This is a genomic window from Metallibacterium scheffleri (assembly GCF_002077135.1).
GTDB lineage: Bacteria > Pseudomonadota > Gammaproteobacteria > Xanthomonadales > Rhodanobacteraceae > Metallibacterium > Metallibacterium scheffleri.
Genome location: NZ_LDOS01000001.1, coordinates 1,139,468 through 1,155,174, shown reverse-complemented (window position 1 = coordinate 1,155,174; position 15,707 = coordinate 1,139,468). Strand labels below are relative to the sequence as shown.

Here is a 15,707-nt window from a genome sequence, read left to right as displayed (position 1 = left end):
GGCGACAACACATGTACGCACAGCACAGGCAGGCAGGTTTCACCTTGCTGGAAATGATCGTGGTGCTGGTCATCATCGGCCTGCTGATGGGCCTGGTCGGACCACGCCTGTTCCATCAGGCCGATCGCGCCAAGGTGCAGACCGCGGAAACGCAGGTGAAGATGCTGCGCGGCGCGCTGGAAACCATGCGTCTGGACATCGGCCGTTTTCCGACCACGCAGGAAGGCCTGGAACTGCTGCGGCACAAGCCCAGCGACCCGACCATCGCCACGCTGTGGCATGGCCCCTACCTCGACGGGCCGGTGCCGATGGACCCCTGGGGCCATCCGTATGTCTATGCCGATCAGCCCAGCCGCGAGCAAAAAATCACGCTGTACTCGCTGGGTCCGCAGGGCAAGCCGGGCGCAGGCGATGCGATCGGCTACCTGCCCGCCGACCAGACCGGCACCGAGCTGCCCTGAAGCCCGTGGCCGCCGCATGAAACCTCGGCGCACGCGCGCATTGCCTGGTGGCTACACGCTGCTGGAGATGATCGTGGTGCTGGTCATCATGGGCCTGGCGCTGGGTCTGGCTGGGACCTGGATGTTCAGCTTCATCGGCACCTGGCGCGCCAACGTGCACCGCGACACGATCCTTGGCGAAATCCAGCATTTGCCGATCCTGGCGCGCGAGGCGGGACGCGGCTTCATCGTCGACGCATTGCCGGCGGCCGCGAGCTCGGCGCCACAGGCACCGCCTCGGCTGCGCTTGCCTTCGGGCTGGAGCGTGCAATTCGATCCACCGCTGCGCATTCTCGCCAACGGCGCATGCAGTTCGACGCATTTCGTGCTGGGTGACGGCACGCGCCAGTGGGGCGCCAGCGTCGATGCGCCGTATTGCGCCACCGTGCTGGACGACAACGCGGCCACCCGATGAAGCGCGCGCGCGGCTTCACCTTGCTGGAAGCGATCGTGGCCATGGTGATCTTCGCCCTGGTGGCGAGCACTTTGTACGCATGGCAGGCCAGCAACATGTTGACCATCGACCGCGTCGCTTCGCTGGCGCGGCGCGAGCAACTGGTGCGCGACGCGTTGGGCGTGCTGCGCGAAGTCAATCCGATGCAAGACCCGCGCGGAACACGCAGCGTGGGCGACTTGCGCGTGCATTGGCGCGCGCAGGCGATCACGCCCGAAGTGGAAGGCAAAAGCCAGATCGGCAGTCCCAGTGCCTACAACCTGCGCCTGTATGTGCTGGATGTCGAGGTGCGACTGCGCGATCAGGAGGCGCTGCGCTTTCAGGTGCGGCAGACCGGTTACAAGCAAGTGCGCGCGGTAACCGATACGCCATGAAGCGCCACACGCACGGCTTCACGCTGCTTGAAACCATCGTGGCATTGGCCATTTCCATGATGGTGGTGACGATCGTGTTCCAGAGCCTGCGCGTGTTCAGTCTGGCGCGCGAGCGCGTGGCCGCGACCGGCGCCACGGTGGACCGCAATCAACTGACGCTGGCATGGATGCGTGACAGCGTGGCCAGCCTGCTGGCGGTGGACAAGAAACCGTTCAAGGGCAACGCATCCGGCTGGAGTGGCACCACCGCGAATGCCATGCTGCAAGCAGCAGGCATACCGGTACCGGTGCACTGGCAACTGGGACAGAATGGCGCGCCTGCCATCGACTATCGCGAGTGGAATGGCCCCGCGCTGGTGCTGCCAGCGCCAGCGCGGGATCTGCGCTTCGCGTATCTGGATGCAAAAGGCGCCGTGCATTCGCACTGGCCGCCGCGCCTTGGAGAGTTCCCCGATCTGCCCGCAGCCATCGCGCTGGAGGCCCGTGGCCATGCAGCGCCGTTGTTTGTTGTCGCAATCATCGGGCAGAAAAAACCACTGACCGATCAGGGCGCGTTCGACACCGAGGGCGACCTGTGAGGCATCTCGTCTCCCGCAGCATGCGCAACACCGGATTCGCGCTGCTGATGGTGCTGGGCGCCCTCGTGGTGCTGACTTTGCTGGCCGGCGCCACCGCGACCACCGTGGCGCGCCTGCGCGAGGCCGCCATCCACCAGCGGGCGCAACTGCTGGGCACGATCGATGCTTACTCGACCCAACAGACCGTGCTGTTCATGCTGGCCACGCAACGCATGACCTTTGGCGGCCTGACGGTGAACAACGCCATGGTGCTCAATGCGCAAGACCAGGCCATGCAAGGCAAGCCGGGACTGCCGGAGTTCTCGTTCGCTCTGGTGGGCAACGAATTGCGCATGGATGGCGCGTTGTATCGCGGCGTGGGCCAGGCGGATTTTGCGTTGCAGGATGACCGCGGCAGGCTTTCGCCCAACTGGGCGGTTCCCGGGATGATGCAGGGACTGATGCGCGAATTGAAGGTGCCTCTGGATGATCGCGGCAAGCTGACGGATCGCTTGCGCGATTATCAGGACAGCGATGATCTGCCGCTGCTCAATGGTGCCGAGGCACCTGAATATGCCGCGCGCAAGCTGCCGCCACCGCCTGACCGCCCGTTGTTGACACCTTATGAATTGCTGCGCGTGATGAGTTGGGGGAAATACCTCGCGCCATGGAGCGACAGCGCGATCACGCGCAATCTGACCGCGGCGCGCAATGTCTCGATCAACATCAACACGGCCAGTCTGCAAGTACTCGAGGCCGTGCCCGGGGTGACCCCTGAGCAGGCCAGACGCGTACTGGCGATGCGCGCTCTGGCACCACTGAACAGCTTCCCGGAAGCACAGGCGCTACTGCCCTCGATCCCGCCGGACTCGGGCTTGCTGTCCCTGTATCCGGGCAATTCGGGTACGCTTGAGATCTGGCCGGGGGAAGGTTCTGCCGGTTGGCTGATCCACTACACATTGACCCCTTTCGAAAATGACGGCAGCCCCTGGCGCATCGACTACGCCCTCCGCTTGGCCCGCCCGCTACAAGCAACTGTCGCGGTGGCTCGAGCCCGTGGTGCGGCGCTTCTTGCCGGCCCGTTATTTCCGCAGCCAGCGGGAACTGATTCCACTGCGCCCGGGGCGCGGGGGAACTGAGTGGGTACTTGCGCGCGAGTGGTGCCTGTACGCGAATCTGGCGTGCGCGCAGGTGCCGGTCGCGCGCCGCAGGGATTTCATCTCCACCCAGGTGCGCAAGCTGGCGCCGTTCGATGATCCGGAGTGGCACGCCGCGTACGCGGGCGATTTTGCGCAAGTCTGGATATGGTCGCGCGCTGCGGTGCGCGCTGGCACCGATTTCGCGTCGGACGCGCGCCGCCTGCAATGCCTGCCGGAATCCGTGCTGCGTGGCGAGCCACGCAGCAGCGGGACTGAACTGCTGAGCGATCACGAGGGCTGCGAAGGGCGTAGCTGGAAAGCCGGCAATCTCGTCGCCAGCACTTGGTGGCCGCAGTTGCCGGGCGCAAACGAGTGGGCAGCATTCTGCCGCAGTGCCGGCCTGCATCCGGATGCGGTACCTGAACCGCTGGATTTGCCCATGTCCGAACAGGCGTGGTCGCAGACTTCCTCGGTGGCGCAGTTGGGGCAGACCCTGAGCCATTATCGACGCGAGGCGATTCTTGCCGCGGTTGCATTGCTGGTGCTGCTGTTCGCCATGCAGTTGGGTAGCATCGCGCACTTGTGGTGGGCGCGACATGGGGTACAACGGCAACTGGTCACCGAGCGCAACGCGATCAGCGACGTACTGGCGGCACGTAATCGCGCCGAGATTGCACGTGCCGCATCCGAGCAATTGATGGCGCTGCACGACAAACCCTCGCAGCTCGCGCTGATCGCGGGCATCAGCGCGCATCTGCCCGGCACTGGCTGGACGATCGTGCAGTGGTTCGCACCGGATCCACAGCACATCGAAATCACGCTGAGCAGCGCGCGTCCCGATCCACCCGCCATCGTGCGCGCGTTGGAAGGCAGCGGCGTCTTGCATAAAGTCACCGCCAATCTGGCGCAAAGTTCAAGCAATGAGTTATTGATACGCGCCGTGGTCGGCGACCGTGCCGACACCAGCGCCAGCGAAGCCGTCACGGCGGATGGCGGCGACGGCCCATGACCACCCTGCAAAATCTGCGCAACGAAGTACGCGCGAAACCCGCGCTGGGGATCGGATTGGGGCTGATCGCGCTGCTGGCGCTGGCCTATGCCTACGGGTTTGTCAATCAGGCACGCAACAATTCGGCGCAAGCCTACCTGGAAGACGTCGCCGAGTTGCAGAAGATCAAGCTGCTGGCGCAGCAAAAGGATTGGCCGCAGCGCGCCAAGGCCGCCCAGGCGCTGCAATCCGGGTTGCAAGCCGCGATCCCGCGCAGTGACAGCATCGGCCTGGCCCAGGCGACCCAAGCGGCCTGGTTGCGCAGCGCGATTCTGCCCTTCGCGCCCAGGGTGAACGTGGTCATGGGCCAGCCCACCAAGGTCGATGGGTTGGCGGGGTATTGGAAGGTGCCCGCCGACATCAATGCCCAGGTGAATGCGGCGCGCGCCGTGCAAATCCTGCAGCGCGTCGAAGGCACGACCAATTTGATGTATGTGCAGTCACTGCGCATCGTCAATACCGCCAGTCCCGGCCTGCAAATGAGCGTGGTCGCCTATTACCGCATCGTGCGCGGCGCGGAGCGCCAGAATGGCGCTTGACGGCATGCAACAGCGATTGCGCTGGGGTGCGGTTGCCATCGTGCTGATCGGCTTGCTCGCGGGCGCCTGGCTATTGCCGCCGCCATCAACGAGCAGGCTGGTCGGCACGCTGGCCCCTTGGCGTTTGCCGCAGTTTCCGGACAAGGACCTGCGCTATGCGGACCGCGACTTGATCCAGATCGGCAGGCGCATGCCGTTCGGCCGCCAGTCCAGCGCCACGGACGCCAGCGCCGCGGCGGGCAACACTGCTGCGCGGGCGACGCGCTTGCTGGCGATCATCATGGCGCCACAACTGCAGGCGCTGATCATTCAGGATGGTCAGACGCGTGTCCGGCGATACTCTGTCGGGGACAAGCTCGATAACGGTGCGGTATTGACCCGCATCGAGCCCACGCAGATCGAACTGAGCGCTGGCGCGTGCCATCTCAAGGTGTATTTGTTTGGCCGGCATGCCGCCAATGTCATCCCCACCCCGCTTTGCGATGGCGCATCAAGCGCCAGCGCAAAAGCAACCGCCGCAATGCCTGTGGAATCGCATCGATGAAGTTGAAACACCTCGGTCTGTTGCTGCTACCGCTGATGCTGGCCGCATGCCAGACCACGACCACGAAAATGCAACTGCCGGCGCCCTTTCCCGCGCCGCACGCCCAGCGCACCTTGACTGCCAGCAATGGCCACATCCAGCCGCGGCTCAGTTTGAAGGTGAGCGAGACACCCCAGGTCAATGTGCCGACCGAAGCCGTCAGCGCCGTGGAATTGAGCGGCGAGGAACCCAAGCTCAGCGGCGCGCCGATCAATGCCTCGATCGAGAACATGGCACTGCCGGCCTTCATCAACGAGGTCTACGCCAATATCTTGCATCTCAATTTCCAGGTCGATCCGGCGGTTGCCAAACTGACCGATCTGGTAACCCTGCGCATTCCCAAGAAAACCTCGCCACAGGATTTCTACCGCCTGATCGCCACGGTACTGCGCTCGTATGGCCTCGCCGCGCACTGGACCGGCACCGTGGTACAGATCGAACCGGTGCAAGCCACCGTCGGCAGTGAGCCGCCATTGATCATCAGCGGACGCACGCTGCCCTCGGTGCCGCAAAGTCATCGTCCGATCTTCCAGATGGTTGACCTGGAATACGTGCGCGCATCGGACGTGGTCAATTGGCTCAAGGTTGCCTACAAGATCAACGGCCTTACCATCGAGAGCGATGTCAACCGCAACTCGGTGGTGCTGTATGGCAAGCCATCGGTGGTGATCCAGGCCGCGCAAGCGATCGCGGTGCTGGACCGCCCCTATCTGCGCGGCCATTACAGCGTGCGCCTGACACCGGCGTTCATGAGTGCACGTGACCTCGCCGCGCACCTCACTGAAATCCTCAACGCTGAAGGTTATGCAGCGAGCAATGTCATTTCGCCCAATACAAGCGTGCTGGTCATACCGATCAACAGCGTGAATGCGGTGATCGTGTTCGCACCCAGTCAATCCATCCTCAACCATGTGGTGGAGTGGGCGCACACGATCGACAAGCCTGCGCCGACATCGGGTACCAATGACTTCTTCTACTACCAGGTCGAGAACACGCGCGCGGCTGACATTGCCGGCGTATTGCAGGGTCAATCCAGCAGCCGTGGCCCGACGGCTGCACCCATGGCCCCCGCGCCCGGAGCCGCCGCCACACCACAAGCCAGTACTTCAGGTGGCCTGGGGGGAATCGGACAACTCGTCGTGGATGCTTCGCGCAATGGTCTGATTTTTCGTGGCAGCGCCGATGAATGGGCACGCTTGTTGCCACTGATCAAGGAGATGGATAAGCCCGCGCGCCAGGTGATGGTCGAGGTCACCATCGCCGAGGTGACCCTGGACAAGAACGATCAGTTTGGCGTGAACTGGCAGGCCGGGAAATGGACCGTCGGCACACTGGGCTCGTCCACGCCGACCACCGGGACAACTGGCACATCCAGCACCGGTACCACCAGCGGCGGCGGCGGACTGACTTACCTGCTTGATGTCGCCGGACAGAACAAGGCCCAACTGCAAGCCTTGGCGGCCGACTCGCGTGTATCGATCCTGTCCACGCCGCGCATCCTCGTAACCAGCGGATCGGACGCCAGCATCGACGTGGGCACCCAGGTGCCCATCATCACTTCGCAGACCACTGCCAGCCAGACCACGTCGGGCACGTCGAACCTGTTGCAGTCCGTCGAATACCGCAATACCGGTGTGCTGCTCACGGTCAAACCCACCGTGCTGTCCAACAACCGCGTCGATCTGGACATCAGCCAGGAGGACAGCCAGGCACAGCCCATCGCCAGCGGTTCGGGCGTCGCTTCGCCTTCGATTTTCCAACGCAAGATCAAGACCACGCTGACCCTGCGCGATGGCGGCTCGGTGGTACTGGGTGGACTCGTTTCCAACCAGGTCACGACGAGTGACTCCGGGGTGCCGTTCCTCAAGGACATCCCCGTTCTCGGCAATTTGTTCAAGTCCAGTTCGCGCGATAACCAGCGCACCGAGCTGGTCGTGATCATCGTGCCGTACATCATCGAAAACAGCGATCAGGCCGAGCAGATTACCCAGGACATCACCAAGAACCTGTCGCTGATCAGCCCGGCGAGCCTCAAGTCGGGTGGCAAGGTACCGGCCGGCAAAACCGACGGCAAGGGTTCCGGCGATCAGCACTGAGCGATTCGATACCAACCCAGCCAACCGCGCATCGGCGCAACGCGCAAAGTACGCGCTCGCCGCGCATGCAATCGCCGCGTCGGTTTCATCGTGAGACTTGCGCTCCGCGCGAGTTGACTCGCCGGCTTCAGTTCACCCGCCGCCTCAGGTAATTGAGCAGGTCGATGCGCGTGATCAGGCCGAGAAACTTCGGGCCGTCCATGACGATGGCGATATGGCCGCGGTCGAACACCGGCATCAGGCTGGAGACCGGGGTGCGCATGTCGACGAACTCGAGCGTGCGGACCATGGCGGTGGACACCGGATCGGCGAAGCGCGCGCTGTCGGCGTGCACGTGCATGAGCAGGTCGGATTCATCGAGGATGCCGACGATGCGCTCGCCGTCCATCACCGGCAGTTGCGAGACGTCGTAGAGCTTCATGCGCTGGTAGGCCACGGTCAGCGGCTCGTGCGGGCCGATCACCACGGTGTCGCGCTGCGCGTAGGGGCGCAGGATCAGGTCGCGCAGGTCGCCGTGCTGGGTGCGCTCGAGAAAACCGTTGTCCAGCATCCAGTAATCGTTGAACTGCTTGGACAGGTACTTGTTGCCGGTGTCGCAGACGAACACCACCACACGCTTGGGCGTGGTCTGCGCGCGGCAGTATTTGAGCGCCGCGGCCAACAGCGTGCCGGTGGAGCTGCCACCGAGCACGCCTTCTTTTTCCAGCAGCAGGCGCGCGGTGAGAAAGCTTTCCTTGTCGCTGATCGCGTAGGCCTTCTTCACGCGCGAGAAATCGCTGATCGAGGGCAGGAAATCCTCGCCGATGCCCTCGACCATCCAGCTTGCCGACTTCTGTGACAGCGTGCCGTCATTGATGTACTGCGCCAGGATCGAGCCGACCGGATCGGCCAGGATCAACTCGGTCGCCGGCGAATGCCTGGCGAAGCAGCGCGACAGGCCGGTCATGGTGCCGGAGCTGCCGCAGCCGAACACGATGGCGTCGAGGCGCCCGTCCATCTGCTCGAGGATCTCCGGGCCGGTGATTTCCTCGTGCGCGGCAGGGTTGTCGGGGTTGCCGAACTGGTTGATGAAATAGGCGCCCGGGGTGCGCTCGGCCAGCGCCTTGGCCATGTCCTGGTAGTACTCGGGGTGGCCCTTGGCCACGTCGGAGCGGGTCAGGATCACCTCGGCGCCCATGGCCTTGAGGTTGAAGATCTTCTCGCGGCTCATCTTGTCGGGCACCACCAGCACCAGCCGGTAGCCCTTCTGCTGCGCCACCAGCGCCAGACCGATGCCGGTGTTGCCGGCGGTGCCCTCGACCAGCGTATCGCCCGGCTTGATGCGGCCCGCCTGCTCGGCGCGCTCGATCATCACCAGGCCGATGCGGTCCTTGATCGAGCCGCCAGGGTTGGTGCATTCCAGCTTGAGAAACAGCTCGCAGCGGCCGCTATCGAGGTGCTGCGCCTTGAGCATCGGCGTGGCGCCGATCAGTTCGAGCACGGACTGGTGGATCATGCGGATGGACCTCGAAAGTGGGCACGGGCCGCGCGAAGAAAGGCCTCCAAAACACCACCCGGGGTTTTCGAGATTGCCCTATGCAACCGCCGCGGAATGGCCGCGGCGGTTGCTCGGGGACGACGCGTGGCGCACCCGCATGATAGCGGCGCGCGCCGCGCCGCGCGCTTCAGTGCGCGGGCACGCGCGCGTCCTGCCACATGCGCAGCAGGCGTTCCTTGGCGACCATTTTCTCGCGCTTCATGCCGTTGAGCGTGGTGCCGTCCATCGGCAGCACGCCGATCTCGGCATCGTGCACCTTGCTGTCCAGTTCGCGGTGGCGCAAGAACAGACGCCGGAATTCGATATTGGCCTTCATCATGGCTTCGATGTCTTCACGCGGATGATTTTCGAACATCGTGCGACCTCCATAAGGTTGATGAAACACGGGGACGAAGCCCTCTCCCGCCGGGAGAGGGTGGCGCGCAGCGCCGGGTGAGGGTTCGTGCGGCGTGCACGCAGACACCGCCCGCCCGTCACGGCGGTGTCGCAGGGGTTTGCCGGGTGAGCGCGGCCTGCACACCACCCCGCCGGCTGTGCGGCAGGGCATCGGTGGCAGGCGGCGCAATGCATATCGGCGGGCTTCACGACTCCCGCGGGGAAGATACCCCGCGGACCTTGGACGCTACTCCCGGGCATCGACACTGACAAGTACCGCAAGCTGACCCGCGCAAAGCGTGTTGCTGCCGGTCACACAGTGTCTCCAGAATCGCGCATCCATGCGCTTGATCCGGCAGCGACGGGCCGCATAACGATCGGCTGTGTCTTTTCCTGCCGGAGTTGCCCGATGCGTGTCCAATCTGCCCTGTCCGCCGCGCCTGAATCCGTCGCCGCGTTGTTTTCACCGCTGCGCGTCGGCGCCATCGAGGTCGCCAACCGCATCGTCATGGCGCCGCTGACGCGCAATCGCGCCGCGGCCGGCAATGTGCCCTCGCCGCTGGCGGCCACGTATTACACGCAGCGCGCCAGCGCCGGCCTGCTGATCGCCGAGGCCACGCAGATCTGCCCCGAGGGCCAGGGCTACATCGCCACGCCCGGCATCCATTCCGCCGCGCAGATCGCCGGCTGGAAAACCGTGACCGCGGCGGTGCATGCCGCGGGTGGCCGCATCGTGCTGCAGCTCTGGCACGTCGGCCGCATCTCGCACACCAGCCTGCAGCCGGGCGGCGTGGCGCCGGTGGCGCCGTCGGCCATTGCCGCCCAGGCCAAGACCTTCACCGCGGAAGGCCTGGTGGATGTTTCGGCGCCGCGCGCGCTGCGTCTGGACGAAATTCCCGCGCTGGTGCAGACCTACGCCACGGCCGCGCGCAATGCCATGGCCGCCGGCTTCGATGGCGTCGAGGTGCACGCGGCCAACGGCTATTTGATCGACCAGTTCCTGCGCGATGGCAGCAATCGGCGCAGCGATGCCTACGGCGGCACGATCGAGCACCGCGCGCGCCTGCTGATCGAGGTCACCGCCGCGGTGGCCGCGGCCATCGGCGCGGATCGCGTCGGCGTGCGCCTGTCGCCGGCGGCGAGCTTCAACGATGTGCACGACAGCGCGCCGCAGCCCTTGTTCGAATACGGCGTCGAGCAGCTCGATGCATTGCGCATCGCCTATGTGCATGTGATCGAGGGCGAAACCGGCGGCACGCGCGAGGTGGATTTCGATTTCGCCGCGCTGCGCCGCCGCTTTCGCGGCACGTGGATGGTCAACAACGGCTACGACCGCGCCAGCGCGGCGGCGGCGATCAACGCCGGCGCGGCCGATCTGGTGGCCTTTGGACGCCTGTTCATCGCCAATCCCGACCTGGTGCGGCGCCTGCGCGAGAACACAGCGCTGAATGCGCTGGATGCCAGCACGTTATACGGCGGCGACGCGCGCGGCTATACCGATTACCCCGCGCTGGATTGAGGCGCCGGCGGGAACGACGCTGGCTGGCCCGCGCGGATGACGAGCAGGCGCAACGCGGCGACGGTCGTGCCTTGCTTGCCGCCAGCGCGGGTGGGTCGCGGCGCGGCGGGTCGCCGCAGAACCGGTCGGCACCGGCCGCGCGCGGTCTGGGCGTGGCTCAGCGGCAGGCGGCGGGAAGGTATTGCTGCTGCAGCGTGCTGCCGGCCGGAAGCTTGCACGTCCACTGGATCGAGCCGGTGCCGATTGTCGGCGAGAGCGACAGCGTGGCTGAAGTACCGAGATTGATGTTGGCCTTGGGGCCACCGAACGCCACCACGACGGCACCGCTGCTGACCGTGACCCCGGAAACGTAATTGCCCGAGATCGAGGTCGCGGTTGGCAAGCCCGCCGAGGTGTTATTGCTGGGAAACTTACCGAAAGTGGAAACGTAGTCCCACACCGCAGCCTTGGTGCCATCAGCCAGCGACAGGCCTTCGGTGACCTGGGCACGGATCAGGTAGTTCTGGTACGCCGGGATGGCGATGGCGGCGAGGATGGCGATGATGGCCACCACGATCATCAGCTCGATCAGCGTGAAGCCGGACTGCATGGGCCTGCGCATGGGTGGATTCCCCCTGGATTCGGGGTGAATATCAAGCAGGTTCCGGGCCAAACAATGGTTACATCGTGACGTGCGTCACACAGAATGCGCGCGTGCGCCCGCGTCGTTCCCGCGCACACGTCATGCCTGCGCCTCCCGACGTCACCCCTGCCACCTCGTCGTCATTCCCGCGCGGGCGGGAATATGCGGGGCGTGGGGATGCCGAACCGTGGCAGCGCGGCGCGGGGCATCGCGCTGGGCCTGCGCGTCGCGGCGCTGCTGCTGCGCGCTGCGCTGCGCGCCAAAGAAAAGGGCCGCGCGGGGCGGCCCTTGTCAAACCCGTGACAACTGCGATCAGCGGCAGGTGGCGGGCAGGTACTGTTGCGAAATCGAGCTGGTCGTGCTGCAGGTCCAGTTGATGCTGCCGACATTGGCAATGGGCGACAGGATCAGCGTCTTGCCAGCGATGTTGGTGTTCACCTTGGGACCATTGAACGTGGCGGTGATCAAACCACCCGTACTGACAGCGACCTTTGACACGTAGTTGCCGCTGATGCTGGTGTCCGTGGCGATGCCAGCAGACAAGTTGCTACCAGGGAAGCCGCCGTAGTTGCCGTAGTATTCGGCCACGCCGGTCTTGGCGGCGCCCATCAGCGACATGCCTTCCGCAACCTGCGCGCGGATCAGGTAGTTCTGGTAGGCCGGGATGGCGATCGCGGCCAGGATCGCGATGATCGCAACCACGATCATCAATTCGATCAGGGTGAAGCCTTTCTGCATCGTCTTCATGGTGTTACCTCGAAAGTAGTTGGTCAGCTGACGTTGTAGCCTCTGAGCCCCCTGGCCTGTAGACCCTCCTAGGCAGGTCTGCCGGCCAACCGCTGGGATCACTCCACGGCGGCAACGGCCGAAGCTCACCGGGTATCGAAGCAGTGATCGTGCCAACGCCCCCGGTGTCCGCGCGCGAGCCACGCGAACCGGATGAGTGTGCATGCGAATGTGAACGCGGCGCAAGCGTGCGCGGGCCGTGCGCGGCACGCGTCGGCGCCAAAGCGTGCGCGACGTCACGCGCACGCGGCGAACGTAACGGATTTGCAAGCCCTTCCCGCGCGACGGCGCGGTTGGCGGGCGCCCACCCGGTGCCGCCCCGGCGCGCGTGGCAGGCCCGCCGCCGTCCGCGGCGACCACGCACGACCTGCCGCGCAACATTCGCGCAAGGGCAAGGCCTGAGAGGGTGAGAGTTTTTCTCTGAGCCACCCAAACGGTTGTGCGGCAGGCATGATAGCGAGCATGACGACATCCACTGAGCATGACCCGGCGGCGACGCAGACAGGCCTGTTTCTGGACCTGCCCGAGCCCAGCGAAGCCCAGGTACGGGAGGCGCAGGCCAAGGCGGCGATGCAGCGAGAGCAAGGCGCGCCGCGATTGCTCGAACCCAACCGTTTGCAGGTGGAGCTGCGCGCCTCGGACCTGGAATCGTTGTTGCCCGAGGACCACCGGGCGCGACTGGTGTGGGGTTACGTCGAGCGTCAGGACCTGAGTCGGTTGATCGAGGCGGTCAAGGCGCGCGGCAGCAACGCCGGTCGTGCGGCGATCGACCCGCGCATTCTGTTCGCACTGTGGCTGTACGCCACGCTGGACGGTGTGGGCAGCGGCCGCGAAGTGGCGCGGCTGAGCCTGGAGCACGATGCGTACCGGTGGATTTGCGGCGGCGTGTCGGTGAACTATCACGCGCTCAATGATTTTCGTGCGGGCAACGAAGCGCTGATGGACGAGCTGCTCACGGATAACGTAGCCGCCCTGGCCGCGGTGGGTGCGATCACCTTGCAGCGCGTGGCGCAGGACGGCATGCGCGTTCGCGCCGCTGCGGGTGCCGCCTCGTTCCGCCGCCAAGCCAGCCTGGACGACCACCTGAGCCAGGCCCGCGAGCTGGTGCAGACGATCAAGACGCAGGCCCAGGCCGATCCGGGTCAAGCCCGGCGGCAAGCGCAGGCGGCCAAGCTGCGCGCGGCCCGGGAGCGCGAAGCGCGCATCCAGGCGGCGCTGGAGCAACTGCCTGAAGTGGCCGCTGCCAAGAAGCGCAACGGCTCCAGGGCCGAAGACGCCAGAGCGAGCACCACCGACGCCGACGCGCGGGTCATGAAGATGGGCGACGGCGGTTTCCGTCCGGCGTTCAACGTGCAGTTTGCCACCACCTGCGAAGAACAGGTCATCGTCGGCATGGACGTGGTCACCGCCGGCAGCGACATGGCGCAACTGGCGCCGATGGTCGAGCAGGTCGCGCAGCGCCTGGGGCGCAGCCCGGAGCAGTGGCTGGTCGATGGCGGCTTCCCCGCGCACGAGCAGATCGATGCGGTGGCCGGCAGGACCAAGGTCTACGCGCCGGTGCCAGAACCCAGGACGAAGCAGGACGCGCAGGGCAAGGAGGTCGCGCAGGACAAGCACCAACCCAAGCCCGATGACTCCGAGGCGGTGGCCCAGTGGCGCGTGCGCATGGCCGGCAGCGAGGCCAGGGACATCTACAAGCAGCGCGCGGCAACCGCCGAATGCGTCAACGCCCAGGCGCGTAACCGAGGCCTGCTGCGCATGCCCGTGCGTGGCTTGGCCAAGGTCCGCTCGGTGGTGGGCCTGTTCGTGCTGGCGCACAACCTGTTGCGCACCGCCGCGCTGGCACCGCAACTCATCGGTTGGGGGACAGATCCGTCCGCCATGGCGGCGCAGGCCGCATGAGAGGGCAAGAAATGGCCCCAAAGCGCTCAGCCAGCGCGAAGTTCGGGAGACCGACACCCATCACGGGCACCGTCTGCGCCATTCGACCGCACGCGCAGGCGACCACGTCCAGCATCAGCAGCCGTCGCGCCCACGCCGACAACCGAAAAACTCACAGCCTCTGACGCGGCGCGTCACCTCGGTTGACGTGGTGCGGCAGGGGTGAGGGTGGTTGGCCGCCGGTGGACCTTCGTCCCTGGCCCTCTCTGGCGGACTTCCCCGTTGGTCGTTTCCCAGGGGCGAGGGGTCGCCTTGTTCTCACTGGATCCCCGCCTGCGCGGGGATGACGAGCAGTGGAGCACGGGGAGGACGACGAGCAGTGGAGCCCGGGAATGACCTCGTTTTCGTCATCCCCGCGCAGGCGGGGATCCAGTGCCTTTCGCTGTCCTAGCGCCCATCCAACGCCCGGCCCCGGCGCTACACTGGCCGCGCCAGTCGTGACCCGACGGAGCCCACGCGATGTCCTTGCCGCTAGCAAAAATGAGCCTGCAAGCCTTTCTGGACTGGGAAAACCAGCAGCCGGGGCGCCATGAATTTTACCGCGGCGAGGTGTTCGCCAGGGTCGGCGCGCGACGCGTGCATGGCATCGTGGCCTTGAACGTTGCCGCGGCACTGAAGACGCGATTGCAGGGCAAGCCCTGTCAGGCGTTTATCGAAAGCATGAAAGTGCGCGTGGCCGACGACGCGGTGTTCTACCCGGACGTGTTCGTTACCTGCGATGCGCGCGATCTGCGCACGGAGATGGTGTTCGAGCATCCCGTGCTGATCGTGGAAGTGCTGTCGGCCAGCACGCAGGCGTTCGATCGCGGCGCGAAGTTCGCGGCGTATCGTGGCTTGGGCAGTCTGCGCGAGTACGTGCTGATCGACTCGGAGACGCGCGGCGTGGAAGTGTTTCGGCGCAACGAGCGCGGCCTGTTCGAACTGCACGACCAGAGCGGCGCGGCGGCGCTGATGCTGGCCAGCGTGGATGCGGGCATCCCGATGGACGCGGTGTTCGAGGGCGTGCAGGCTGAAGGTATCGTGGGCGCACCTGGCCCGGATGAACCCGCGCGGCAGCCGTGAATGCCGGGATGCTTCGCTGCGCTCAGCATGACAAGCTCAGACATGCAGCGCGTCGATGAACTCTTGTGTCGTCAGCCCTGCTTGTTTGAGCACGCCAGCGAGGGTGCCCAGCTTGAGTTCGCGATGCAAGGGCACCACGCAGCCGCTGGTGCCACGCCGGAGTACGACGTGGCTGCCGCGAAGCGCAGTCGCTGCAGCGTGCGCACCACGGTGTCTCCGGAAACATGCGGCAGGCTAGGCACGCACAGCCACTTCGAAGGTGGTCACCAGCGGCCGCCCTGCGCCCGCCACGGGAAATTCCTCGACATGCAGCGCGGTTGCCTCGCGCAGATTGGTCAACGCTTCTTCAACCGTTGCGCCCTGCGAGGTCGATCCGGTTTCCGGATTCAGCGCGGTAAATCCGCCCTCGGCGGCAGGCAATAAAATGGCAGTGAACAACATGGCGACCTCCCGGAAGAGCCTGGCACTGCATGTCAGTATCGCGCGAAGCAGGGGCTGTCGGGCAGCATGGAGGGGGCGCGCGGCAGCCGTGAATGCGGGGATGCCGAGCCGCACCCGGCACGAGCTGGACCGGC

At 65.5% G+C, this 15,707-nt stretch carries 18 protein-coding genes and 1 pseudogene; 13 read left to right on the top strand and 6 right to left on the bottom strand.

Going from position 1 to position 15,707, the window contains the following annotated elements; all coding sequences use genetic code 11:
* Positions 1 to 11: 11 nt before the first annotated feature.
* The 9 genes from gspG to Mschef_RS05135 are packed head-to-tail and all read left to right on the top strand — an operon-like array spanning position 12 to position 7,290.
* A complete protein-coding gene (gene gspG / locus Mschef_RS05170) occupies positions 12 to 461 on the top strand; it encodes a type II secretion system major pseudopilin GspG (RefSeq protein WP_081126705.1) in 450 nt (149 codons plus the stop codon).
* Positions 462 to 477: 16 nt separating this feature from the next.
* Positions 478 to 915, top strand: coding sequence for a pilus assembly FimT family protein (locus Mschef_RS05165; RefSeq protein ID WP_168708843.1), 438 nt, complete (start codon positions 478 to 480; stop codon positions 913 to 915).
* A complete protein-coding gene (locus tag Mschef_RS17605) occupies positions 912 to 1,328 on the top strand; it encodes a PulJ/GspJ family protein (protein WP_168708842.1) in 417 nt (138 codons plus the stop codon). The genes Mschef_RS05165 and Mschef_RS17605 overlap by 4 nt, the downstream gene beginning before the upstream one ends.
* Entirely contained in the window at positions 1,325 to 1,906 is a 582-nt protein-coding gene (locus Mschef_RS17600) for a PulJ/GspJ family protein (RefSeq protein ID WP_168708841.1), read from the top strand. Before Mschef_RS17605 ends, Mschef_RS17600 begins: the two co-directional genes overlap by 4 nt.
* A 20-nt stretch (positions 1,907 to 1,926) precedes the next feature.
* Positions 1,927 to 3,024: a type II secretion system protein GspK gene (locus Mschef_RS05155; protein WP_081126703.1), complete on the top strand. Its 1,098-nt coding sequence runs from the start codon at positions 1,927 to 1,929 to the stop codon at positions 3,022 to 3,024.
* On the top strand, positions 2,945 to 4,033 hold the full coding sequence (locus Mschef_RS05150; protein WP_136256276.1) for a hypothetical protein: 1,089 nt from the start codon (positions 2,945 to 2,947) through the stop codon (positions 4,031 to 4,033). The genes Mschef_RS05155 and Mschef_RS05150 overlap by 80 nt, the downstream gene beginning before the upstream one ends.
* Positions 4,030 to 4,611 carry a hypothetical protein gene (locus tag Mschef_RS05145; RefSeq protein WP_081126701.1) on the top strand — a complete coding sequence of 194 codons (582 nt, stop codon included), beginning with the start codon at positions 4,030 to 4,032 and terminating at the stop codon, positions 4,609 to 4,611. The genes Mschef_RS05150 and Mschef_RS05145 overlap by 4 nt, the downstream gene beginning before the upstream one ends.
* Before the next feature lie 40 nt (positions 4,612 to 4,651).
* Positions 4,652 to 5,155: a hypothetical protein gene (locus Mschef_RS05140; protein ID WP_168708840.1), complete on the top strand. Its 504-nt coding sequence runs from the start codon at positions 4,652 to 4,654 to the stop codon at positions 5,153 to 5,155.
* Positions 5,152 to 7,290 carry a secretin N-terminal domain-containing protein gene (locus Mschef_RS05135; protein WP_081126699.1) on the top strand — a complete coding sequence of 713 codons (2,139 nt, stop codon included), beginning with the start codon at positions 5,152 to 5,154 and terminating at the stop codon, positions 7,288 to 7,290. Before Mschef_RS05140 ends, Mschef_RS05135 begins: the two co-directional genes overlap by 4 nt.
* A gap of 127 nt (positions 7,291 to 7,417) precedes the next feature.
* On the opposite strand, the gene Mschef_RS05130 is transcribed toward Mschef_RS05135, so the two are convergent.
* Both Mschef_RS05130 and Mschef_RS05125 read right to left on the bottom strand, forming a co-directional pair.
* Positions 7,418 to 8,785: a pyridoxal-phosphate dependent enzyme gene (locus Mschef_RS05130; protein WP_081126698.1), complete on the bottom strand. Its 1,368-nt coding sequence runs from the start codon at positions 8,783 to 8,785 to the stop codon at positions 7,418 to 7,420.
* A gap of 169 nt (positions 8,786 to 8,954) precedes the next feature.
* On the bottom strand, positions 8,955 to 9,182 hold the full coding sequence (locus tag Mschef_RS05125) for an HP1242/YdcH family protein (RefSeq protein ID WP_081126697.1): 228 nt from the start codon (positions 9,180 to 9,182) through the stop codon (positions 8,955 to 8,957).
* Between the two features lie 429 nt (positions 9,183 to 9,611).
* Here Mschef_RS05125 and Mschef_RS05120 point away from each other — a divergent pair, with 429 nt between their 5' ends.
* On the top strand, positions 9,612 to 10,721 hold the full coding sequence (locus Mschef_RS05120; protein WP_081126696.1) for an alkene reductase: 1,110 nt from the start codon (positions 9,612 to 9,614) through the stop codon (positions 10,719 to 10,721).
* Between the two features lie 157 nt (positions 10,722 to 10,878).
* On the opposite strand, the gene Mschef_RS05115 is transcribed toward Mschef_RS05120, so the two are convergent.
* On the bottom strand, positions 10,879 to 11,322 hold the full coding sequence (locus Mschef_RS05115; RefSeq protein ID WP_081126695.1) for a pilin: 444 nt from the start codon (positions 11,320 to 11,322) through the stop codon (positions 10,879 to 10,881).
* A 198-nt stretch (positions 11,323 to 11,520) separates the two neighbouring features.
* On the opposite strand from Mschef_RS05115, the gene Mschef_RS18250 reads away from it, so the two are divergent.
* On the top strand, positions 11,521 to 11,646 hold the full coding sequence (locus Mschef_RS18250) for a hypothetical protein (RefSeq protein WP_277921465.1): 126 nt from the start codon (positions 11,521 to 11,523) through the stop codon (positions 11,644 to 11,646).
* Positions 11,647 to 11,655: 9 nt separating this feature from the next.
* On the opposite strand, the gene Mschef_RS05110 is transcribed toward Mschef_RS18250, so the two are convergent.
* On the bottom strand, positions 11,656 to 12,090 hold the full coding sequence (locus tag Mschef_RS05110) for a pilin (protein ID WP_081126694.1): 435 nt from the start codon (positions 12,088 to 12,090) through the stop codon (positions 11,656 to 11,658).
* A 501-nt stretch (positions 12,091 to 12,591) separates the two neighbouring features.
* Here Mschef_RS05110 and Mschef_RS05105 point away from each other — a divergent pair.
* Together Mschef_RS05105 and Mschef_RS05100 are read left to right on the top strand one after the other, a co-directional pair.
* On the top strand, positions 12,592 to 14,031 hold the full coding sequence (locus tag Mschef_RS05105; RefSeq protein ID WP_081126278.1) for an IS1182 family transposase: 1,440 nt from the start codon (positions 12,592 to 12,594) through the stop codon (positions 14,029 to 14,031).
* Positions 14,032 to 14,529: 498 nt separating this feature from the next.
* Positions 14,530 to 15,132 carry a Uma2 family endonuclease gene (locus Mschef_RS05100; RefSeq protein WP_081126693.1) on the top strand — a complete coding sequence of 201 codons (603 nt, stop codon included), beginning with the start codon at positions 14,530 to 14,532 and terminating at the stop codon, positions 15,130 to 15,132.
* Positions 15,133 to 15,168: 36 nt separating this feature from the next.
* Here Mschef_RS05100 and Mschef_RS05095 read toward each other — a convergent pair.
* Together Mschef_RS05095 and Mschef_RS05090 are read right to left on the bottom strand one after the other, a co-directional pair.
* A pseudogene (locus Mschef_RS05095) lies at positions 15,169 to 15,300 on the bottom strand (type II toxin-antitoxin system HicA family toxin); the annotation flags it as partial.
* Between the two features lie 66 nt (positions 15,301 to 15,366).
* Positions 15,367 to 15,573 (bottom strand): type II toxin-antitoxin system HicB family antitoxin, encoded by a 207-nt coding sequence (locus Mschef_RS05090; protein WP_081126692.1) that lies wholly within the window; start codon positions 15,571 to 15,573, stop codon positions 15,367 to 15,369.
* Positions 15,574 to 15,707: the final 134 nt, after the last annotated feature.